The organism is Microvirga yunnanensis (assembly GCF_025460875.1).
Genome location: NZ_JAMXFI010000022.1, coordinates 1 through 21,720 on the forward strand (window position 1 = coordinate 1; position 21,720 = coordinate 21,720).

Below are 21,720 nucleotides of genomic sequence, written 5' to 3' on the forward strand. Positions count from 1 at the left end.
CTGGCCGGTGGAGAAGAAGGCGCTGTTGACCGCGCATTCCACGGCGACCTTCAGGTCGGCATCGTCGAGAACCACCATCGGGTTCTTGCCGCCCATCTCGAGCTGAACCTTCTTCATCGGGTCGGCCATGATGCAGGTCTGGGCCACCTTGCGGCCCGTCGGCACCGAGCCGGTGAACGAAATGGCCGACACCTTGGGGCTCTGGAGCATGGCTTCGCCCACCACCGAGCCGCGCCCCATCACCAGATTGAACACGCCCGCCGGCACGCCGGCGCGAATGATGATCTCGGAGAGAGCGTGCGCCGAGCCGGGCACGAGATCGGCCGGCTTGAACACCACGGTGTTGCCGTAGGCGAGCGCCGGGGCGATCTTCCAGGCAGGAATCGCGATGGGGAAGTTCCACGGCGTGATCAGGCCGACGACACCGACCGGCTCGCGGGTGATCTCCACATCGATGAGGGGCCGCACGGACGGCACCTTCTCACCGGCCATGCGCAGGCATTCGCCGGAGAAGAACAGGAAGATCTGAGCGGCGCGGGTGACCTCGCCGATGCCTTCCGGCAAGGTCTTGCCCTCCTCGCGTGAGAGCAGGCGGCCAAGCTCGTCCTTGCGGGCGAGGATCTCATCGCCAACGGCCTTGAGGATGTCATGACGCTGCTGGATCGAGGAGCGCGACCAGGCCGGGAAGGCATCGTACGCCGCCGCAATCGCGCGCTCGGCCTCCGCCACAGAGGCGCGGGCATACTCGCCGACCACATCGTTCGTGTTCGACGGATTGACGTTGGCTGAAGCTTCCGTCGCCGAGACCCACTCGCCCGCAATATAGTTCTTGGTCATGATCAGCCCAACTCCTAGGTCTTGTTTTTCGTGTTCTTTGATTAAGTTGCTTTGCTGTGTTCTTCGATATAGTTCCGGAGCGACTTGCCAACGCCTTCGATATGCGCCTTCAAGAGTGTGCAGGCCGCAGAGATCTTGCCGCTCGCGCAGAGGCGTACAAGTTCAGCATGCTCGATTTCGGCGCGCTCCATGCCACCTGTGAGTGAAAGCTGAAGCCGGGTGTGCCGGTCACATTCCTGAAGAAGGCCACTAACAATTGCCTGAGAGCGCGGTTGCCCGGCATGTTGGTACAACAGGTTATGAAACTCAGTGTTCAGCTCACCCCAGCGTCGTACGTGTTTAGCGCGAAGTTCTGAGCTGTACTCCTGAAGGATTTGGCTTAACCGGTCATAATCCGTTGCCGTGAGATGTTTGGCAGAGGCTTTGAGGAGCCGTGGTTCAAGTAGCGCCCGGAGCCCGAAGAGTTCTTGGACTTCCTCCATCGACAACTCTGAGACGATTGCGCCGCGATGTGGAAGGATCTTTACCAGCCCTTCGGCTTCGAGCTGCATCAGGGCCTCACGTACCGGAATGCGGCTGACACCGAACTCCGTAGCAAGTGCATCTTGGCGAAGCTGGAAGCCAGATTTGAACTCGCCATCCACGATCCTGCGCCGCAGTTCTTCTGCAACGGCCGAGGCGATTGTCCTGTGCTGAAGGGATTTTTGAGCTAGTCTGGCAGTCGTCATGGCTTTCACTGTTGTTCGTTACAGATCCCATGGAAGAACGGATCCTATAACCCTATAGCAGACTGATAACACATTAGGTTATTGCGACTTATTTTATACAATCTACACTAGGACGTTCAATGCCAGAGTGCAAGGATTGAAGCTTGGTGCTAGACAAGAGAAATTGTGCTCTGTAGAGGGGCGGATACCTTTGCTCAAGACCGACCTTACCATTCCGAATTCCCTTGCAGCCCACAGCCGAGCATACAACTGAGTCAGAGCCGGAGCAGGCGGAACCGACCTCCAGCGCGCCAGCACCTGCTGCCATCGCCAAATCGACCGATCGGCGAAGCGCCGACGACTAGAGTAACCGAGAGCATCTTGAACCCTGTCATTGCAGGTTCCGCAACCCAGGCGATTCACATACGGCCTTTTAGCGGTCGAGTGCGACTGGAAAAGCGCTCTGACATTACGACTGCTCGTCCCGAACGGAGTCCACAAAACCGGCAGACCCAGGGTAGCGGGGACCTTCTATAGAGATGCCCGCTCTGCATGGTCAGGAAGCGTAGTCCAGCTCGACCTTCTTCAAAAGCCGAAGGACACTTGGCGGGCTACTCGCGCTGGTTGGCAGGGGGCACGGCAGCGCTCCGACGGCACCTGGGCTTGGCATTAAGGTCAGTGTCGAGAAACTGGGGATCCCCTGTTCAGTGTGAACTGATCGAGATGCGGCCTGCCTAATTGGAACACTGGTTATTCTTGGGGAGCCCGCATGTTGACTTGATGGCTCACCTTGTCGCTGATGCTCGGAGGCTGTCAGTGACAAGCCAGAGAATGGGAAAGGGCGCTGAGAACCCTCACCTTTCAGCCTGCTGATGAGCCTCTTCCACGCGAATGCATGATAACCACTGCCCGTAATTCAAACGTCTTCAAAGCCCCTCAATCTGCTCCATTCCCTCGTGAATGGCTGGTCTCTCTGAATACCAAGCTTTTTCCATAAAAGCTGCTCAAACTGTGTTTATTCTCGCGCCAGTCTTATCGAGATTGCAAATTGGCTGACGACGATGTCAGATCACAAGCCAACTCAGGATGCGATTAGTCAGAGGCGCAGCGCTCAGCCACCGCAACTTGCCCGACATCATCACGGATCACATTATCGAACTGATCGCGGAGGGGCAGCTCGGCGGGAAAAACGACCTCAACGAAGCGGATCTCGGTGCCAAGCTGAATGTCAGTTGTGTCCCGCTACGGGATTCCTTGCGCATCCTTTAGGCTCAAGTCTTCGTCAACGGTACCCCAGATTGCGGCACATCCATTTCCGGAATGGGTACTAACGACATCGAGATAGCCGCGTCGCTCCGTTTCGCCGTTGAGATCACGGCTGTGAAGATCGTTCTGGCGAACGAAACCCGACTGAAAGCGCTTCGGGGCCGATTTGAGGAGTGCATCCGAGAAATGCGACGCGCTCCAGCCGTGGATGACAACCTCGCATTCTGGCGCGCAAACCTGAGGCACCACGGAGCTGTCGTGGCCAGTGCTGAAGTCGACACCCTGATGTCGATCTAGACTATCTTCTCCAAATCGGCTTTCGTCTACATCATGCGCAACACAAGATGCTGGATTACCAGTCCGTCATCGAAGAGCATGAGATCCTGACAGCTCGCTTTGCGGCGGACGAGTTCCGGAAGCTTAGGATGATTTTGAGGGCCCAATTGGGGATCAAGTACGCCCCGGATGTCCTGTCAGAAGACTCTCCGTTCAATGAGGATGGCTAACCGTCTCGAAAGAATTGAAGGCCAGCACGCTATAGCTGTCTACGCCTGCGGGTGTTGGCGTCCATGCAACCGTTCATCGTCAGGCGAGCCAGTCTGGAAGTCTTGGCTTCGCACGCCCGGTCACTGCGGCTTCCACGCATTCTGCGAAGCTTCCCAGCCTGACGTGTCGGTTGGAGAGTCCAGGCCCGTAATGAGCGTACTTGCCCGAGTTGGTCAGGACGGCGCGTGTCCGCGTCGGGAACACAGGTTCCGAGATAGAACACCAGCAGATGTCCGGAATGACCTGAATCTGGGCTTGCGTGAGACTCTCAAGGATTCCGTTCGACCGAATTTCTTCGATCACGTGGTGTCCCGCGGTGACGATCACTGCCACGTCGGGTGAACGTGGGTTCCCGTCGAGCACCTTGGTGACCGCGTCAGAAATCTCACGACATTCCTTGGCAGATGCGTGTGGACTGCCGATCGCCACCAACTGTACCTCGTCTGGACCGTCGTTGAGCTGTCGCCAAGCCTGTGCGAGATCCAGTCGGCTGATCTTCACTGTGTCCGCATTAGCGGCCGGTTCGAGAGATGCCTCAGGCGTGACACCAGCGATGTGCAGCATCGGAGAGGCTGATGTCGTTCCGAAAGCCGCGCACAAGGCTTTGAGGTCGTCCCGCGAAGGCTGCTTGTCCTCGATCCCTCGAAGCAACGGAATCCGGTCAGGCGAGGCCCTTCCTGCTACGTAGCCGATCAGAGGCCAAAATGCATCGCTAACTTCGTCCAGAGCGTCGATCTCGACGATTCGCTGGGGGCGTCGATTGTCATCGAGGTAGACACCTGCCCTTGGCGCGCGCGCCGTCAACGCGATGCAAAGGTCAAGGAAGTCGGGATGTTTCGCCGTCCTAGCGCCAATAACCGTATTTGCGAAGATCACCGCGTTCGACTCGGCCCAGGCAATTGACTGGCCGTTGGTGGGGGCGGTGGGTAGTAGGTAGGGCGAACAGGTATAGGTCGGAGCGCAGCCCATTCGGACATAAGCCTCAGCAAGTCTGGCCGCCGGCTCTCCCAAGGACTTCGGAGTCCCCTGCGTCTTCCAGTTGGCCATATCCACTGAGATGGCATTCATGGTGCTCGGCACCCGGACCCGGGCACCCATGTCCGCCATCGTCTCTGCAAAAGTGAGGTTCGCGGGACTGGCGTATATGCACCCATCGATGTGGGCCTGGGATACGTCGACCAACGTCGTGGCGCCCTGTTGGGCTGCCATCGCGACAATGATCTTCATGGCTTGCTGAGCAGCCTGGCCATCACGTCCTTCAAGGATGGCGATATCGTCGGGCGTCAGCTTCAGTTCGCCTGTCGCTGGCGGGCGCAGAATGACGTTTCCAGCATCGGTCGTGAGCTGGCTGTTCGAGATCCTGCAGTAGCGGGCACCGGAGAGCCGAGCAAATGCACCAGGTTCAAGCCGGACGATTGGCGTCAGCTTGGCGAACATCTCCGCGGCGATCAACGCGCCGAGCGTAAGGACGTCTTCCGCCTCGGAGAACACGATGGCCGCAGGGCCCCGGCCCGACAGGATGAGGTCGAGGAGCACGCCCGAGCCCGTGCACGACCCCCGGCTCGTAGGCATGAAAAGGATCTGCCCTGTCAGGTTTCGACCGCAGAGTGGGTGATGCACGTCGATGACGTTGCCCGTCGCCGGATCCACGCCGCCCCAGAAGCTGAGGGGCTCGTCAGTGGCTATGATGGAACCTTGGGCGTCGCCTGTAAGAAGTGTTCTCGAGTACGACATGGGTGTCGTCCGTTTCTGAACTGTCTCGGCGTTTGTTCAGCCGTCATTTCGCGTATCGATCCAAGCTTGCCTCTACAGGGGTCGGCTGCTGGGGAGTTGATCTTGGGTTTGCAGAACCACCCTAATGTATAAAATATTCGATATCAAGATGGAACTCGGTACTGACGGGTCGCCTAATTGCGGAACACTTTGCAAGCTTTTTCTCAACAGCTTGTCATTCGGCTCCGAACTGGCACCCCCGCGTTGATCGGGGGCAACCTCATGAGAGGATTAGTATTGTGGTCAGAACAGGAGGGTCACAATAGGCGCCGATCGTGACCCCTTCACCACTGCCATTTGTCGTGCCTATTCAATAGTTTGCACATGTTCTGGAAGGGGGCAGGAGTTTCACGCCGATTTACACCCATCTGCAGGACGGTGATGTCCGTGCTCTCCAGCACCAAGCCCCGCGCCACACGTGCGATCTCGTCAATCTGGTCCATTCCCTTTATCTCGGGGAGCTCACAGAGCGGGGACAACGGGGCTAACGCGAGGGAAGTTCAGGACACAGCAGTCAAGGCAGCCCCTTATCCGGCAACAGCCGGCATTGTCCCGATCCGGGCATAATGGCGAGCGAGAACCGCCCCCACGAGGATCTGGATCTGGTTGTAGAACACAATCGGCAGCACGATCATCCCGAAGCCTGGCGCGGCCGCGAACAGAACCTGGGCCAGTGGCAGGCCGGATGCCAGGCTCTTCTTCGAGCCACAGAACACTGCGGCGATCTCATCTCCTCGGGAGAACCCAAAGCGGCGAGCAATGAAGGCGGTGACAGCCAACACAGCGGTCAGCAGCACCAGGCACAGCACTGCGGTCAGTGCCACAGAGGTGGGTGGGAGCCGGGACCACAGGCCGTCGACCACCGACTGCGAGAATGCCGTGTAGACGATCAGCAGGATAATTCCTTGATCGAGCTGTCCGATCCGGCGCTCGTGCTTGGCCATGATTCCCGCTAACCCCGAACGGGCAATCTGGCCCGCCACGAACGGAATCAGAAGCTGGAGAACCACATCGCCGAGGGCCGTTGTGAGGTCAAAGCCACCCTCGACCGAGGTCTTGGTCATCAGCGACAGCAGCACCGGCGTCAGCAGCAGGCCGAAGACATTCGAGGCAGCCGAGCTACAGATGGCGGCCGGCACGTTGCCCTTGGCTATGGCGGTGAACGCAATGGAGGACGACACCGCCGACGGCAGCGCCGCCAGGTAAAGGAAGCCCAGCAGCAGGTCCGCCGGCATCCACGCCGAAGGTAGGACGCCGAAGGGCATGACGGCCAACGGGAAGACCACGAAGGTGATCGCGAAGATGAAGAGGTGCAGCCGCCATTGAACCAAGCCTTCGATCACCACCTCCCGCGGCAGGGCCGCGCCATGGACGAAAAACAAGAGCGCGATGCCCAGGACGCCCAAGATATCGAGGATTTCGGCGCTAGCTCCCTGAGCCGGAAGAATGCTGGCCACCGCGACGGCCGCCGTGATCAGCAGAAGAAACGGATCGATCTTGCGCATGGTCGGTTCCTGGCCGGTGACTCACAGAACCCGGAAGAGGCCGTCGATGACGATCCAAACGAAGATCGGGTACAGCGCGACCCCAAGGACGGTACCGACAAGGCGGCCCAGGCGGATCGCCGGATCGCCTACGGGCTCATCTCCGAAGAAGCGCTCAAGCACGGTGGTTCTCATCAATCGTTCCTCCCTCTCCTGCCCCGGTCGTGACTTCCACGTTCGGGCCGGATCTGCTACATACCTCCATCCGGGATTGGTCTAGCAATTGGTCTGGAGAGATGCTCAAGACGCGCTTGGCGAAGCACGACGCCACCCGACGTCTCCGCGCCCATCTGCGGCGGCAGACGTACGGTCCGCAGGATCGGCTGGAGCCGGAGCGGGTTCTGGCGCCTAAGATCGGCTGCAGCCGCGAGACGCTGCGGGCGGCGCTTGACGTGCTGGAGAAGGAAGGCCTGATCTGGCGGCATGTGGGCCAGGGCACCTTCGTCGGGCCGCGTCCGGCCCATGAGCCGATCCGCCCGTCGGTCCTGGCCGAGATGGCCTCGCCGGCTGACGTGCTCGACGCGCGACTCCTGATCGAACCGCCCATTGCGGGCGAGGCGGCAGTGCGTGCGACCCCCGACGAGATCGCCCTCCTCCGTGGCCACGCACTACGAAGCAGCGAGGCACCCGACTGGCAGGCCTACGAGCAGGCGGACGACGCCTTTCACAAAGGGATCGCCCGGATCACTGGCAACCCATTGCTGATCGCCTTTCTGGACGTGCTGTCATCGGTGCGCGGCCGCGCCCGCTGGCAGCGGCAGCACGACCTTGCCTTCCGGCGGGCCCGCAAGAAGGAGTATGCGGCGCAGCAGGGGCGCATGCATCTCGCCATCGTCGAAGCCTTCGCAGCACGGGATCCGGAGGGGGCCCGGCAGGCCATGTTCGCCCACCTGAGCGCCATCCGGGCGATCATGGTTCATGAAGGCGTTGGTTAAGTCAGGATGGTTCCCCGCGCAGGTACGACCGAACCAAGCCGGCACTTGCGCGTCTTCCCTGGAGAGCGGGATCGAACGCGATGCCGACCGGACACGGCAACAAGGCTTGGGCGGGATTTCTGATCACCAATGGGATGATTGGGGTTGTGGCCGGTCTCGCGCTGGCCACGACTCTCGTCCTTGGGAACCTCTCGGGACTGGCGGATCTGATGCGGGCCTCTATCGGCATTCCTGCTGGGTGGAGCCTGCTCGGGCTCGTGTTCGGGACGAGCTATGGGTTTCTGGCGGCCGCGACCGCTGTCATGCTGCTGCCCGGAACGGAGGTTCCCGGCAGGGGCCTTGATGCGCGGACCCGGCCGCTGTGCGGATCGCCCCGGAGCGTGCCCGTAACCCTCTCGCTCCGGGATTGCAGGATCCTCCGTTTCGCGCTGCGACGCTTGATCGAGCGGGTCGGCAATCCAACCATCGCCACGGCGGAAGCTCAGGCAGGCCTCGCACCTGACCACAGTGAGGAGAGGAGATCATGATGAAAGCTGGCGACGTGATGACGACGGGAGCCGCAACGGCCAAGCCGAGCGCGTCGCTCGCCGAGGCGGCCCGCCTCATGATCGAGCACCGCATCAGCGGCCTTCCCGTCGTGGGTGAGGACGGAAAGCTGGTCGGCATCGTGTCGGAAGGCGATTTCCTGCGGCACAAGGGAGGCGATCGCATGCGTTGGATTGAGGCCTTCCTCGACGGTGGATCCAACCTCGGCGACCTGAGCAGCCGCCGTGTCGAAGACATCATGTCGAAGGATCCCGTTTCGGCCGGCGTCGAAACGCCCCTCACCGAGATCGTCGATGCGATGGAGCGGCGCAACGTGAAGCGGATTCCGATTGTCGACAATGGCCATGTCGTCGGCATCGTGAGCCGAGCGAACCTGCTCCTGGCCCTCCTGCGCAGGGCGGACAATCCTCAAGGGACCGCACGCTAGAGCGCGGAAACCCTTCCCGGCAGGCGGGCGTCGCGGTTGCCGGCCTCCGGCGGGAACGGAGCGGCCTCAGCCGCCCGCCGGCGTTTGATCGCGGCTGATCTCCGCGTAGAGGCGGTCCACATCGGCTCGCCGGCACAGTTCCGTTCCCGCTGTCAGAACGGCGGCGGTCCCGGCGGCCATGCCCAAGGTGAAGGCCTCCTCCACCGGCCTGCCTTGGGCGAGACCGAGCGTCATCGCGCCGAGGAAGCTGTCGCCGGCGCCGACGGCGCTCTTCGGCGTGACCTTCACCCCCTCGATTCGCAGGAGCGTGTCGCCGGTTGCCAGCACGGCCCCATCGCGCCCCAGGGTCAGGGCGATGATCTCTGCGGCGCCGGCCGCGATGAGGCCCCGCAGGGCGGAGTCCTGGTCCTGGGGCGTGGGGAGCGTGCGGCCGACCAGATCCTCCAACTCGCCGAGGCTCGGCTTGATCAGGTGAAGCCCCTTGCCGGCCGCCTGCCGGAGCGCCTCGCCCGACGTGTCGAGCACGAACTTCATGCCCCGACGGACTGCAACGGTTGCGACCTGTACGTAGAAGTCGCTCGGAACACTGCGTGGGAGACTGCCGCTCGCGAGCAGGTAGTCGCCCTCGATGTCTTCGAGCGCCGCCAGGCAGGCCTGCCACTCCTCCCGCGTCACGCTCGGTCCTCCGGGAACGAAGCGGAACTCCAGCCCTGACGAGGTCTCGTGGACGGTATGGCTGATGCGGGTGTGGCCGCCGATGGGAATCCGTCGGCTCTCGATGCCGGAGGCCCGGACCAACTCGTCGAGGATCGGGCCCGTGATGCCGCCGGATAGGTAGATCGCGAGCGCCGATCCTCCCAATTCCTCGATCACTCGTGCCGCATTGATGCCGCCGCCGCCGGGATCATAGCGCTCGGCCCAGGTCCGAATCTTGCGGATGGGCCGGACCTGCTCGGCTTCCTCGGCTCCGTCGATGGCAGGGTTGAGGGTCAGCGTCACAATCCGTTTCATTCTTCCTCCCTCGAGCTCTCAGAGACTCCGCAGTCGCAGTCGTCGGTAGAGGTGGGCACTACAAGGTCGCCCGGCTACGCCTATCACGGACGCAGAGCGGCCATAGGGAAGACGTCAGTCGCGGCGCTCGAACAGAATGTCCTGGGCGCCTTCCCAGAGGGTCTTCGTGCCGAGGGCAAGGAGATGTTCCTGCCCCTTGCTGATCGTCAGGAAATGATTGCCCGCGAGCTGGCCCATCTTGCTTGCGAAACGGACCCCGCCATAGGCCAGAAGCAGTTCGGTTTCGCTGTAGCCGCCGGGGTAGAGGACAAACTGACCGGGTGCCGGATAGCTGGTCGCGTTCTCGAAGGCGAGGCCGAAGTCGGTGCTGCCGAGAGGGATCCAACAGGCCTCCCCGCTCCAGCGCACGTGGATGATCCGCTGCTTGTAGGGCAGCAGGCTCAGGAACCGTTCGCAGGTCTTCGGCGCGGCTTCCTGCTCAAGCCTTGCTTCGAAATCGAACGGTCCGGCCTTGATGTGGATGAGCGGCATCGGTGCGTCTCCGTCAGGATGTTGCGAGAGCAAGGTCGCAGGCCCTACTCCTCCGCTCCTTCAATATCCCTCCAATCCCGGGCACAGACGCCGTTCCGAGTATGGGGCTGTCAAAGAGGTGCCCCGAGGATTGAAGCAAACCACGCTGCGGGTTTCGGAGTTAGAGGAATCCATCTTGCTGGGAACATCATGCCCGAGCCGAACATCAGCACACCCGAACCCGTCAAGGGAGCGTCCGACCATCGGACGAAAGCTGTGCCGCGCGGATCCGTCCAGCCGCTGATTGGCCCTCATGTGCAAGTTGGCGTGGGTGTCGTGCTGATCGCCATCGCAGGATACGTCGACGCCATCGGCTACATCGAACTCGGCGGCCTGTTTGCCTCGTTCATGAGTGGCGCCAGCATTTCGCTCGGGGTTGGCATCAGCGAGGGTCACTGGGACGCCGTGTACAAGGGGGCTGTTCTGATCGCCGTCTTTCTCGCCGGCACGACGACGGCAACCATCCTGGCGGATGTCACGGGGATTTGGGCGTTGCCGGCCGTGCTGCTGCTGGAAGGGAGTTGTCTTGCCGGCACGGCTGTTCTGGCCGGGACCGGATGGGGTGCCGCCGTCGCCATTCTTCCCGTCGTGGCAGCCATGGGCGTTCAGAATACGGTCTTGCGCCCCGTCGACGGCGTGCGCCTGGGCGTGACCTTCATGACCGGAACCCTCGTCAGCCTCGGTCAGGGCCTCGGCAAGTCCCTTCTCGGACGGGGCGGGCTCCGGGGCTGGTCGCCGCATGCCCTGCTGTGGTGTGCCTTTTCCGCTGGCGCCGCAGCGGGGGCCTCCCTCTACGTTGCCTTCGGCTTCATGGCGGTGTCGGGGGCAGCCGCTCTGGTCGCGGCTATCGCAGGGCTTCTTGCGGCCATGGTGCTCCCCAGAAGACGCAATTTTCCGTCAGGCGAGGCAGATAAATCGACGTAGGAGTGCCGGGGCGAGGCGTCACCATCGGAGCGCCCTCGCCTGCTCCGCTGGCGACCGCTCAGTCCCCCTCGATGATGCTCCTGATCCGGGCCGCCAATGCCTCGACCGCGAACGGCTTGGTCACAACCTCCATACCCGGTTTCAGGAAGCCGCTCACCAACGCCGCGTTCTCGGCATATCCGGTGATGAACAGCACCTTCAGGCCGGGGCGGGCGTCCCGTGCTTCGTCGGCGAGATCACGCCCGTTAATCCCGGGCAGGCCCAAGTCCGTGACCAGCAGGTCGATGCGTCCCTGCTGGGATCGCAGGACACTGAGGCCCGTTGGCCCATCCACGGCGGCCAGCGTCCGGTAGCCGAGGTCCTGGAGCACCTCGATGATCAGATCCCGGATCACCGGCTCGTCCTCGACGATCAGCACGGTCTCCCCGGCCCCGGCCCGCGGCGCCGCGGCAAGGGTTGTGTCCGGAACCTCCACAATGGCGGCGCCATGGTATCGCGGCAGGTAGATTCTGATCGTCGTACCCTGGCCGACCTCCGACTCGATCTTCAGGTGCCCCTCGCTCTGCTGGGCAAAGCCGTACACCATCGGCAGCCCCAGCCCGGTCCCTTGCCCTTCGGGCTTGGTGGTGAAGAACGGCTCGAACACATGGGCGATCACGTCCGGCGGCATGCCGGTTCCGGTGTCGGCGACGGAAACCGCCACGTACTGCCCTAGGGTGATCCCGAGCCGCTCCGCCTCGGAGGCGTCCGCCAGGTCCGCGTTCGCGGTCTCGATTGTCAGCCGGCCGCCATCGGGCATGGCGTCCCGGGCATTGATGGCGAGGTTGAGGATCGCGGTTTCGAGCTGGTTGGCATCGCACCGGGTCGTCCAGAGCCCATCCGCCCTGACCATCTCCAGGGCATGGAGCGGGCCGAGGGTCCGGCGCAGCAGATCCTCCATCGACCCAACGAGTTCGTTGGCATCGACCGGCTTCGGGTCGAGCGGCTGGCGGCGCGAGAACGCGAGCAGGCGGTGGGTCAGCGCCGCAGCGCGCCGGGCGGAGTCCATCGCCGCATTCGCATAGCGCCCGACCGTCTCCATGCGGCCCTGGCCGATGCGGGTCTGCATCAGGTCGAGCGCTCCGATGATCCCGGTGAGCAGGTTGTTGAAGTCGTGGGCGATGCCGCCGGTGAGCTGGCCTACCGCCTCCATCTTCTGCGCCTGGCGCAGGGCATCCTCGGCTTGGCGCAGGGCCTCAGCCTGGGCCGCCTCGGCCCGCTTGCGGTCACAGATGTCGCGGTAGAAGGCGGCGCTGCCGCCCGGGACCGGATAGATCCGCAGCGCCAGCCAAAGATCCTGCCCGCCTGCGTCGTCCACGTAGCGATGCTCGAGCTCGACCGGCACGCGTTCGCTCATCACGCGGCGGTAGGCGGCCTCGACCGGAGTGCCAACCACGGCAGGGAAGACCTCCCAGTGGGTGCGCCCGAGGATCTCGCGGGCGGGGCGGCCGTCGAGCCGCAACCCTTCGGCGTTGATCTCGGTGATGCGGAAGTCCTGGTCGAGGATGACGAAGCCCTCGCTCATGGCCGCCAGCACGCTGGTGTAGCGGGCGTTGCTCGCCGCGAGAGCGGCCTGGGCCTGATGCGTTTCGGTGACGTCATGGCCCTGGACAAAGATGCCGGTTACCCGGCCGGCCTCGTCGGTCACCGGTTCGTAGATGAAGTTGAGGAACCGCACCTCCGGCATCGCGCCGGCTGAGCGGTGCAGGCGGACCGGGACATCGTGGGCCACAACCCGCTCGCCACTCGCATAGACCTGGTCGAGCCATTCGAGAAAGGCCTGGCCCGTCGCCTCTGGAAAGGCCTCCAGGGCAGTCCTGCCGACAAGCTCACGATCGCCGGACAGGCGCATATAAGCCTGGTTGGCGAACTCGAACACATGCTCGGGCCCGCTTAGGATCGCGATGAAGCCCGGCGCCTGCTCGAACAGGCGCCGCTGCCGCTCGGTCTCGGACTTAAGCCGCTGCTCGGCCATGACCTGGCCGGTGATCTCGGTGCAGAGGCAGGAGAACCCGGAGACGGCCCCGGTCTCGTCACGCACGGGTGCGTAGGAGAACGAAAAGTGCGTTTCCTCCGGGTAGCCCCGCCGCTCCAGAACAAGGGCGAGATCCTCGATATGAACCGGCTCGCCTGCATAAGCCCGTTCGATGAGCGGCAGGAGGTCGTCCCGGATCTCGGACCATGCCTCCAGGATCGGTCGGCCCAGGGCGGAGGGATGCTTTCGTGCGAGAATCTCGGCAAAGCCGTCGTTGTAGAGCAGGGTACGCTCGGGTCCCCAGACGATGTACATGGGCTGCCTGGAGCCCAACACGACTCCAACAAGCGCCCTGAGCTCTCGCGGCCATCCGGCGGGATTTCCGAGCGGCGTTGCCGACCAGTCGTGGTCCCGCATGAGGGCGCCCATCGCTCCGCCCGCGGCGAGGAAGCTCGGTGCATCGCCTTTATCCTGGCTGTGGTGCATTTCGCCCTTTCTTGCTGTTTGGTGGTTGGCGCCTCCGCCCGCCTGCCGATCCATGCCATCCATCACATGCTGACGTCTTCATTCGGCCGCCCAGGCCCTGCCAGTCAAGACCACGCTCAGGAGGGTACCCGGTCTGCGTCAGGCCGTCGATCTGGTCCCTGGAGACCCGGGACGGTTGACGGCCTCGCGATCGGTTCAGGGGAGCGGCCAGAGAATGGTCTTGCCCGGCATAGACCGGCCCCTACCGCCTGACGGGAGGGCCAGCATTCACATAGATCAACCGTATTAAGGATGGACGCCGCAGCCTGGATGGCATGGGTGTCGACCTGCGCCCAAAGGTCAGCCCATCCCCAATCCCGATTGAAACCCAGGGGCGCGGCTCCATGTTATCAGGATCATGTTCGGACCTTTGTCGCAGAAACGGTACCTGACCCGCGCCGGGAGCCTCCAAACGGGCTCATAGCCCGGCTGGGGAGGTGTGCCTCATAGGCCCCTCCCAGTCGGGCGGACATGCTCTCCCCAATCCCGTGATCAATCCAGTGCCTGCCCGCAGGCCTACGGCACCCCTGCCATTTTATCCGGCCGGGCTCGCCGTCGGCCGTGACGCGGGCGGCCATGTGAGAGTCAGATGGATCTGCGACACAATGAACTGGCCTCATTGGCCAGCGACAGCGCGCGTGCGAGCGCCCCGGACCGGAACTCCAAGGCTGAGGGCGCACGTCGACAATCCGGCGAAGAACCTCGCTCGATCGAAGTTGACGAGGACATGGCTTGGCAGCGCCGGACATGGACCATCCAGAGGGTGGGCTGGTTTGCCATGGGCGCCGTCGTCCTGACAGCTCTGTCCGGCGTCTTCGGATATGGGCCTGTGAGCTGGCGGCACACGAGCGACCCGGCTGGTTTGGTGCGGGTGGAATACGAGCGCTTTCAGCGTCAGGGCTCCGAATTCACCTTGCGAGTGGACATCGCGCCTGAGGCGATCACCGGTGACACCGTCCCGCTTCGTGTGAACGGGGGTTTTCTGGAGGCCGTCGAGGTGAAGGGTATCGTGCCTGGACCCCAGGAGGCCAGGAGTGCTGGATCAGACGTCGAGTACGTCGTCCCGGTGGCGCAGGCGGGTCAGCCGGCCACAATCCGCTTCGCGCTGAAGCTGCGGGAGACCGGCTCCCACACGGCCGAGATCGGCCTCGTCGGACGCGAGCCGGCCCGCTTCACTCAGTTCGTCTATCCTTAAGCCCTGGAGCCACAGATCATGGATTCGGTGCTCAGAGCCGCCTTCATCTATTTCTTCCTGCTGATCGTGTTCCGCATCGCCGGACGGCGCACGCTGTCGGAGATGACGACGTTCGACTTCGTCCTCCTGCTGATCATCGGCGAAGCGACCGAGCCGGTGCTGCTCGGCGACGATCCGTCGGTCGTCCATGCAGCCCTCGTGATCATCACGCTGCTGTTCATCAACATCGCCATGCCGCTGATCAAGAGCCGCTCCAAGACCATGGAGAAGCTCATGGACGGCGTGCCGACAATCATCGTCGAGCATGGCCGGCTCATGCAGGAGCGCATGAGCACGGCCCGCGTGAGCCGGGACGATGTGATGGAAGCCGCGCGCCGCATGCACGGCATCGAGCGGCTGGAGCAGATCAAGTACGCCATCGTCGAGGTCAGCGGCGGCATCACCGTCGTTCCGCAAACGAACGCCTAGGTCTGGCACGGCCTGCCTGCGTCCTCTCGACCCCCTGGAAACCTGCCATGAAACCGATGTACCGGATCCTCTACCGGCCACTCCCCCGAGCTTTGCGACGACGACCCCGGACAACTGCGGAGGACGTCAGAACGGCGGTGCGATGGCACGCCGGTCTGGCGATCGGTGTCGCCCTTCTGGCGTGGGCGCTCCACTTCTACTACCGCTAGCGGAACAACAACTGGATTTCCGTGACCGGTTCCGACAAGACGCTCCGGTAACGAAAATGGCGGTGCCTGGGCGACGCCGGAGGCTCATCGCAGGCCGCTCTGCAACTCTTCGGCGCTGTTGAGCACGCTGGCGGCACCGAAATGGTGCTTCCACAGCTTCGCGCCCAGGTTGGCCGATCGGTCCAGGGACGAACCAACGGTCAGCCACTTCAGCATCGTTGGATGAAGTCCGGCGTCGAACAGCATGAAGCCGGCCGCAAGGCAGCAGGTCTCGGCCTGGATGCCGCAGACCAGGACGCGCTCGAACTTCATGGATTTGAGATAGCCGATGAGCTCGGGTGGCGGGAGATAGCCATGCTTGACGAACACCTTGTGGGTTTGGACCATCGGGTCGTCGGCGGGTGCGGGCTTCCATCCAAGCTGCCGCTCGAACGGCGTCACCGACTCGTCGTGCCTCTCGACCGTCGCCACCGAGTGCATGGTTCGAACGAGCCGGGCAATCCCTTCCACCTGCCACTCGGGCGGATGGAAGCAGGGTTGGACGTCGATCACGAGGAGTGCCTGTCTCATGAGGTGTGTTAGCGGGAATTTCGCTCCCGCGCCACCCAAAGCCTTTCGACGAGTCCGTTCCCATGACGATATGCCCGGCAACCGACAATGCCGGTTGCTGGGCATATCACGCCTTGGCCGGGTGGCGTTGCGGCTGTCAGGAAACCAGGACGTTCCGGAACTGCCACGGATCGGAGGCGTCGATGTCCTCCGGGAAGAAGCCCGGACGGTCGGTAAGCGGGGTCCAATCCGTGTAGACCCCGACGACCGGGCCGAGATAGGGCATCTGCACCTCAAGGCAGCGGCGGAAGTCGATGTCGTCGGCTTCCACGATGCCCGCATTCGGGTTTTCCAGCGCCCACACCATGCCGGCGAGCACGGCGGAGGTTACCTGAAGGCCGGTGGCGTTCTGGTAGGGCGCGAGCTTGCGGGTCTCCTCGATGGAGAGCTGCGAGCCGTACCAGTAAGCGTTCCTGGCATGGCCGTAGAGCAGCACGCCGAGTTCATCGACGCCGTCGACAATCTCGTCCTCGGTGAGGATGTGGAATGTATCCTGCGCTTGGCCGGCCTTTCCGAACATCTCGTGCAGCGAAAGCACGGCGTCGTTGGGCGGGTGGTACGCATAGTGGCAGGTCGGTCGGTACACGACCGTCTCCCCCTCACGGACCGTGAAGTAGTCGGAAATCGAGATCGCCTCGTTGTGCGTCACCAGGAAGGCGTGCTGGGCCTGAGCCGTCGGCGTCCAGGAGCGGACGCGGGTGTTGGCGCCGGGCTGGAGCAGGTAGATCGCGGCACCGCAGCCCTTGTCATGGGAGCGGCCGTTCTCCGGCATCCAGGTCTCATGTGTACCCCAACCGAGCTCGGCCGGCTGCAGGCCTTCCGACACGAAGCCCTCCACGGACCAGGTGTTCACGAACACGCCCATGGGCTTGGGCTTCTCGGCACGCTGGGTGTCACGCTCAGCGATGTGAATCCCCTTGACACCGACGCGGCTCATCAGACCTGCCCAGCCCTCGCGGGATTTTGGCACCTCGTGCTCGATCTTCATGTCATTGGCGAGATTGAGCAGGGCCTGCTTCACGAGCCAGGACACCATGCCGGGATTGGCGCCGCAGCAGTTCACTGCGGTGGGGCCGCCAGGGCTCCGGCGCCGGGCGTCGAGGATGATCTCACGCAAGGCGTAGTTGGTGCGGGCCTCGGGGCCAGCGTTTTTGTCGAAATAGAAGCCGGCCCAGGGCTCGGCCACAGTGTCGATGTAGAGGGCACCGATCTCGCGGCACAACTCCATGATGTCCCGCGAGGAGGTGTCCACCGACAGGTTCACGCAGAAGCCCTGCCCACCGCCTTCCGTCAGGAGCGGCGTGAGGATGTCGCGGTAGTTCTCGGGCGCCAGCGCCTTGTTGACGAAGGCAATGCCACGCACGTCGAGCATGCTACGGTCCTTGTCGTTGGGATCGATGACCGTGACGCGGTTCTTGTCGAACTCGAAATGCCGCTCGATCAGGGGCAGCATGCCTTTTCCGATCGAGCCAAAGCCGATCATCACGATCGGGCCGGTGATGCGACCGTGAACCGGCCAAGTGTTGTTCGTCATTTCAGATGGATCCATTCGCAATGAGTGCAGCCTCGTTGGAGGCGGCAAGAGGATTTCACCCGGGAGAGCTGTGTCTGGACGTCCGGGCATGGTTTGTTGGGATTGCAATTTCGGCAGACGCCACCGGATCCCTCGTTTAAGGCTGCTGCAGCACCGGGCGCTCTTGAATCGACCGTCAGCTCGGTCGTGGGACGCAGACGGCCACCTCGGCGACCGATGGTGCCGGACAGGCAGGAGGATCAGGTTATCTTTGGCCCCCGAGCTCGGGATGCAACGGCGTGTTGAGCTCGGGGCTAATTGCCCGCGATCAGATTCCCTGCTCGGTGCAGGCCACGACGAAAGGTTGCAAAGCTCAGCATGATGGCTGGTTCATGATTCACTTCAGCCCGAATGTCAAATGGCTGAACCTGGTCGGTGATAGATCTACCGATTGCAGAAAATCCAGACCTCGATGACGGGCGACCCGGGCGGCCGATCAGTTCCGTCCAGGAAAAGCGATTGTGACGGACGTTCTCGGTCTGGAGCAGCATAGCAGAAGCTCTCCCGGCCCAGGGTGAGTTAACGGTTCTTCGAAGTACTCGACCTCCCCGCTGATAAGGCGGCTCGTGCACGTACTGCAGACGCCGGCGCGGCAACTGAAAGGCGGCTCAAGCCCCACGGATTCCGCAAGGTCCAGGAGGGAACGTGCGTCGTCCGGCCACGGTATGGGTGCGGCAGAACCGTTGAAGCTGACGGTCACTCCGGCATGATCATCCTGCCCAACGGGCCCAAGCGTCGGAAGGGGCGGAGCCTCGCGGATGATGGTTTTGGCTGTGACCGGACGTTCATCGTCGGTGACCAGAACTGTGGCGGGCCCGAAGAACTCATAGTGAATACGGTGCTTTGGAATGCCGAGACTCCGCAGCAGAGCGTAGTTCGCCTGCATGAACCCGGTTGGGCCGCACAGGTAGATGTCATAGTCGTCCAGCGGAAGGAGTGTCTGGAGCGTTTCCCTCGTGATTAGCCCCTTGCTGTCGTACACCCGGGCGTCCTCATCCGCGTCTGTTGGCACGCGATAGCAGAAGTGGGTTGTAATCCCCGGGCGGCTCGACGCGAAGGTGAGCACCTCGTCCCGAAGAGCGTGAACCCTGCCGTTTTCGCAGGCATGAACGAAGAACACGCGTCTCTCGGTGCCATGTGCAAGCTCGTCCAGCATGCTGACCAGAGGCGTCAGGCCGACGCCCCCGCTCAGCAGGAGCACCGGCCGAGGGCTCGTGCGGTCGAGGCAGAATTCGCCACGGGGTCCATGGACCGACAGGACCGTTCCGACTTCTGCCTTGTGAAGATAGCTGGATCCTGCTCCCTCAGGAACGTCCGGCAGATGCGGCGGCGGCATCTCACGCTTGACGCTGATCCGGAGGCTTTGCGTGAGGCTGGGGCTGCTGGAGATGCTGTAATGACGAAGCAGGGTCCCGGCGCCGTCTGGGTCGGGTAGGCGCACGATGATGAACTGACCCGGGATGAACGGTCTGATCGCCGACCCGCACGCAGGCGCGAGTTCAAGCGACATGATCGTTTCGCTTTCGCGGCGTTTGGCAACGATTTTGTAATTGGAAAAGGACGTTTCTGCCGGGTCAGGAATCATCGGATCAGTCAGGTGCGGAGGAACGATCAGGCCGAGTGACCACGGAAAGCGCGCGTGCGCCCGCCGTGGCCAGGACGCTGGTGGATTTACTCAGCAGCCATGGGTTGCTCCGCCTCGGCATTGATGAGCTGATCGAGGCGCTTGCGGAAGCGCAGCGGCCCTGCATCGATCTTGAGATCGAGGTTGGGGGTCCGTTTGTTCGTCATGCCTTCGTGAACGGCGGTCAACACGGCCCGATCCTCCTCGAAAGCGCCACGCACCGACTCGGCGAACGCCCGTGACGTTTCCTCGTTGTCGGCGTCGAAGTTTCGCATCTGGAACCAGAAGTACCGCGTCCGATTCTCGTCGACCGGGGTCATGAAGTTGTACGAGTCCATCAGGAACACGTCGTCGTGCAGCGGCCCATCGGGGCCACCCGTCCCCGCCGGCGTGAAGATTGCCCTGATGATGGCGTTGCTCGGGTGTCTGACCTCATAATGCTGCTTGCGGTCGCAGTTGCCTTTGAACTTGACGAACTTGGCGTAAAAGGGGGCGACCTCGACATCCATCATCCAACGGGAGACGATCACGCCGTCATTGGTCACTTCCGTCTGGAGTGGTGTCTCCTCGCAGGCGGAGCTTCCGAACGATGACTGGTGGACCCAGGCGACATGGGACGGATCCAGAAGATTGTCAGTCATGTAGAGATAGTGGCAGTTGATGACCATGGAGTCGCCGCGGTTCACCCCCCAGGCGGGATCGCCCCAATGGTCGACCTGGAAGATTGTCGCCGGATCCGCGAGCTCCGGCCGGCCCATCCAAACCCAGAGCAAGCCGTAGCGCTCGACAATCGGGTAGCTGCGGACCCGGGCAACGTGAGGGACACGCTCCGCGCCCGGCACCCGGGTGCAGGTGCCGGTGCCATCGAAGGTGAGCCCGTGATACCCGCACTCGACCTGATCGCCTTTCAGGCGCCCCATCGAGAGCGGAAGCTTCCGGTGGGGGCAGGCATCCTCGAGCGCGACCGGCTCCCCGTTCTCCTTGCGGTAGAGAACGATCTTCTCGCCAAGCATCTCGACCTGCTGCAGAGAGCGGGTGACCTCATGATCCCAGGCGGCCACGTACCAGGAATTCTTAAGAAACATCACCGGTCATCCCTTTGCGCTGAACCCTTGCTGCATCACGGAGAATGAACGTGCGAGGACCTGTCAACAATTGCGTGTCCACTGCGATTGTTTTTAGAAAAACTAAATACTAATCTGGAGCGTATCGTGCCGGTCGGCACTCTGATCGGATTGTGGAATGGCTGACTTGCCCCCTCTTCGCGCGCTCCAGGCTTTCGAGGCTGTCGGCCGTTGCGGGAGCATGACCAAAGCGTCACGCGAGTTGAGCGTGTCTCCCGGCGCGATCAGCCAGCACATCCGGCTCCTGGAGGAAAGGCTCGGTCTCCAACTGATCGTTCGGAGCACCACCAGTCTGGCGCTGACCGACATCGGGAAGCGGTATCATAATACTATAACGAAAGGTTTCGAGGAGTTCCGCCGGGCCCAGGCCGAGATCGAACGGGCCCGCTGGTCGAGCGGGCTGGTCATCAGTGCCCTGCCTTCGCTGACCAGCAAATGGTTGGCGACCCTTATTTTTGAATGGCAGCATGATCATCCAGACCTGAGCATTCACCTCGAGGGAACTCACCTCGAACCCCGGCTGGAAGACGATTGTACGGATTTCCGCGTCACCTACGGGGATCGGGTGAGGAATTACGACAGCTCGGTCATGCTGTTCACCGACAGCGTCATTCCGGTCTGCAGCCCGAAACTGCTGGAGTCCGGCCCGCCGCTGAAGGCTCCGGCGGATCTCCTAGCCTATCCTCTTTTGAGCATCGATTGGCAACCTCAGTTCCCATCGCCGCCGACGTGGCGGGACTGGCTGCAGCAGTTCGGCATCGATTGCAGCAGCCTGCGCCATTCGTTCGTGTTCTCCCTGTCCAGCGTGGCTATCGAGGCGGCTATAGAGGGGCGCGGCTTCACCTTGGGTCAGTGTGCAATGGTTGCCGAGGATCTCCGCGTTGGACGTCTTGTCGCTCCCTTCTCCCATAAACTCCGGCTGTCCTCCCCTTACTTCCTCGCCTGGAACGGCCCCGTGTTCAGCAAGAACGGGGCTCGGGAATTTCATCGTTGGATCATCGGAAGGGCGCGGCGTCAGGAATTGCTGAATGAAATCGTCGGCCAGCCGGACCCATGATCTCTCGCGTGCCAGGTGCCTCTCGCTCTGCCTTGACCCATCCAGCCAAGCACTATGGGCGGCCACGCCCCCCTCTTCTTCGCTGAACCATTCTGGCGGTGCCGGCCTGTACCAATTCAGGATTACAATCGTCGGCGGCACTGGGGGCCAGCCCACGATCCTGCGCATGCCCTGATGACCGGGACACGTCCGTCAGCCAGAGTGCCCTCAGGGCGGGCGGTGAAGCAGACGAATGG

21 protein-coding genes are annotated in these 21,720 nt (G+C 62.7%); 9 read left to right on the plus strand and 12 right to left on the minus strand.

Features of this window, described 5'->3' with window-relative positions:
• A partial coding sequence (locus tag NF876_RS13115) for an aldehyde dehydrogenase family protein (protein WP_262269240.1) occupies positions 1 to 837 on the minus strand: 837 nt, incomplete at its 3' end.
• A gap of 41 nt (positions 838 to 878) precedes the next feature.
• Positions 879 to 1,565: a GntR family transcriptional regulator gene (locus NF876_RS13120; protein WP_262269241.1), complete on the minus strand. Its 687-nt coding sequence runs from the start codon at positions 1,563 to 1,565 to the stop codon at positions 879 to 881.
• A 1,104-nt stretch (positions 1,566 to 2,669) separates the two neighbouring features.
• On the opposite strand from NF876_RS13120, the gene NF876_RS13125 reads away from it, so the two are divergent.
• The gene (locus NF876_RS13125; protein WP_262269242.1) at positions 2,670 to 2,813 is read left to right on the plus strand and encodes a GntR family transcriptional regulator; all 144 of its coding nucleotides are present in this window, start codon (positions 2,670 to 2,672) and stop codon (positions 2,811 to 2,813) included.
• A gap of 582 nt (positions 2,814 to 3,395) precedes the next feature.
• On the opposite strand, the gene lhpI is transcribed toward NF876_RS13125, so the two are convergent.
• From lhpI to NF876_RS13140, 3 genes are all read right to left on the minus strand, one after another.
• Entirely contained in the window at positions 3,396 to 5,090 is a 1,695-nt protein-coding gene (gene lhpI / locus NF876_RS13130) for a cis-3-hydroxy-L-proline dehydratase (protein ID WP_262269243.1), read from the minus strand.
• A 323-nt stretch (positions 5,091 to 5,413) separates the two neighbouring features.
• Entirely contained in the window at positions 5,414 to 5,572 is a 159-nt protein-coding gene (locus NF876_RS13135) for a hypothetical protein (RefSeq protein WP_262269244.1), read from the minus strand.
• Between the two features lie 84 nt (positions 5,573 to 5,656).
• Positions 5,657 to 6,586, minus strand: coding sequence for a bile acid:sodium symporter family protein (locus tag NF876_RS13140; protein WP_262269325.1), 930 nt, complete (start codon positions 6,584 to 6,586; stop codon positions 5,657 to 5,659).
• On the opposite strand from NF876_RS13140, the gene NF876_RS13145 reads away from it, so the two are divergent.
• From NF876_RS13145 to NF876_RS13160, 4 genes are all read left to right on the plus strand, one after another.
• On the plus strand, positions 6,497 to 6,841 hold the full coding sequence (locus NF876_RS13145) for a hypothetical protein (RefSeq protein ID WP_262269330.1): 345 nt from the start codon (positions 6,497 to 6,499) through the stop codon (positions 6,839 to 6,841). The two genes, NF876_RS13140 and NF876_RS13145, sit on opposite strands and share 90 nt — an antisense overlap.
• 68 nt (positions 6,842 to 6,909) lie before the next feature.
• On the plus strand, positions 6,910 to 7,608 hold the full coding sequence (locus tag NF876_RS13150) for a FadR/GntR family transcriptional regulator (RefSeq protein ID WP_262269245.1): 699 nt from the start codon (positions 6,910 to 6,912) through the stop codon (positions 7,606 to 7,608).
• 80 nt (positions 7,609 to 7,688) lie between these two features.
• On the plus strand, positions 7,689 to 8,135 hold the full coding sequence (locus NF876_RS13155; protein WP_262269246.1) for a hypothetical protein: 447 nt from the start codon (positions 7,689 to 7,691) through the stop codon (positions 8,133 to 8,135).
• Positions 8,132 to 8,581, plus strand: a complete 450-nt coding sequence (locus NF876_RS13160) for a CBS domain-containing protein (protein WP_262269247.1) — start codon at positions 8,132 to 8,134, stop codon at positions 8,579 to 8,581. The genes NF876_RS13155 and NF876_RS13160 overlap by 4 nt, the downstream gene beginning before the upstream one ends.
• A 66-nt stretch (positions 8,582 to 8,647) precedes the next feature.
• Here the strand turns inward: NF876_RS13160 and NF876_RS13165 are convergent, their stop codons facing one another.
• The gene (locus NF876_RS13165; protein ID WP_262269248.1) at positions 8,648 to 9,592 is read right to left on the minus strand and encodes a 1-phosphofructokinase family hexose kinase; all 945 of its coding nucleotides are present in this window, start codon (positions 9,590 to 9,592) and stop codon (positions 8,648 to 8,650) included.
• Positions 9,593 to 9,706: 114 nt separating this feature from the next.
• The gene (locus NF876_RS13170; protein WP_262269249.1) at positions 9,707 to 10,123 is read right to left on the minus strand and encodes a DUF3830 family protein; all 417 of its coding nucleotides are present in this window, start codon (positions 10,121 to 10,123) and stop codon (positions 9,707 to 9,709) included.
• A 189-nt stretch (positions 10,124 to 10,312) separates the two neighbouring features.
• Between NF876_RS13170 and NF876_RS13175 the strand changes: the two genes are divergently transcribed.
• Complete coding sequence (locus tag NF876_RS13175) at positions 10,313 to 11,086, plus strand: YoaK family protein (RefSeq protein ID WP_262269250.1); 774 nt, start codon at positions 10,313 to 10,315, stop codon at positions 11,084 to 11,086.
• A 58-nt stretch (positions 11,087 to 11,144) separates the two neighbouring features.
• On the opposite strand, the gene NF876_RS13180 is transcribed toward NF876_RS13175, so the two are convergent.
• Positions 11,145 to 13,586: a PAS domain-containing hybrid sensor histidine kinase/response regulator family protein gene (locus NF876_RS13180; RefSeq protein WP_262269251.1), complete on the minus strand. Its 2,442-nt coding sequence runs from the start codon at positions 13,584 to 13,586 to the stop codon at positions 11,145 to 11,147.
• A gap of 628 nt (positions 13,587 to 14,214) precedes the next feature.
• On the opposite strand from NF876_RS13180, the gene NF876_RS13185 reads away from it, so the two are divergent.
• Together NF876_RS13185 and NF876_RS13190 are read left to right on the plus strand one after the other, a co-directional pair.
• Positions 14,215 to 14,820, plus strand: a complete 606-nt coding sequence (locus NF876_RS13185; RefSeq protein WP_262269252.1) for a hypothetical protein — start codon at positions 14,215 to 14,217, stop codon at positions 14,818 to 14,820.
• 18 nt (positions 14,821 to 14,838) lie between these two features.
• Positions 14,839 to 15,288, plus strand: coding sequence for a DUF421 domain-containing protein (locus tag NF876_RS13190; RefSeq protein ID WP_262269253.1), 450 nt, complete (start codon positions 14,839 to 14,841; stop codon positions 15,286 to 15,288).
• A gap of 293 nt (positions 15,289 to 15,581) precedes the next feature.
• On the opposite strand, the gene NF876_RS13195 is transcribed toward NF876_RS13190, so the two are convergent.
• The 4 genes from NF876_RS13195 to NF876_RS13210 all read right to left on the minus strand — a co-directional run bounded on the left by NF876_RS13195 (position 15,582) and on the right by NF876_RS13210 (position 20,388).
• On the minus strand, positions 15,582 to 16,067 hold the full coding sequence (locus NF876_RS13195) for an isochorismatase family protein (protein WP_262269254.1): 486 nt from the start codon (positions 16,065 to 16,067) through the stop codon (positions 15,582 to 15,584).
• Positions 16,068 to 16,203: 136 nt separating this feature from the next.
• Positions 16,204 to 17,640, minus strand: a complete 1,437-nt coding sequence (locus NF876_RS13200; RefSeq protein ID WP_262269255.1) for a homospermidine synthase — start codon at positions 17,638 to 17,640, stop codon at positions 16,204 to 16,206.
• 475 nt (positions 17,641 to 18,115) lie between these two features.
• Complete coding sequence (locus NF876_RS13205; RefSeq protein WP_262269256.1) at positions 18,116 to 19,264, minus strand: 2Fe-2S iron-sulfur cluster-binding protein; 1,149 nt, start codon at positions 19,262 to 19,264, stop codon at positions 18,116 to 18,118.
• Positions 19,265 to 19,350: 86 nt separating this feature from the next.
• Positions 19,351 to 20,388 carry an aromatic ring-hydroxylating dioxygenase subunit alpha gene (locus NF876_RS13210; RefSeq protein WP_262269257.1) on the minus strand — a complete coding sequence of 346 codons (1,038 nt, stop codon included), beginning with the start codon at positions 20,386 to 20,388 and terminating at the stop codon, positions 19,351 to 19,353.
• A gap of 157 nt (positions 20,389 to 20,545) precedes the next feature.
• Between NF876_RS13210 and NF876_RS13215 the strand changes: the two genes are divergently transcribed.
• A complete protein-coding gene (locus tag NF876_RS13215; protein ID WP_262269258.1) occupies positions 20,546 to 21,484 on the plus strand; it encodes a LysR substrate-binding domain-containing protein in 939 nt (312 codons plus the stop codon).
• Positions 21,485 to 21,720 lie beyond the last annotated feature (236 nt).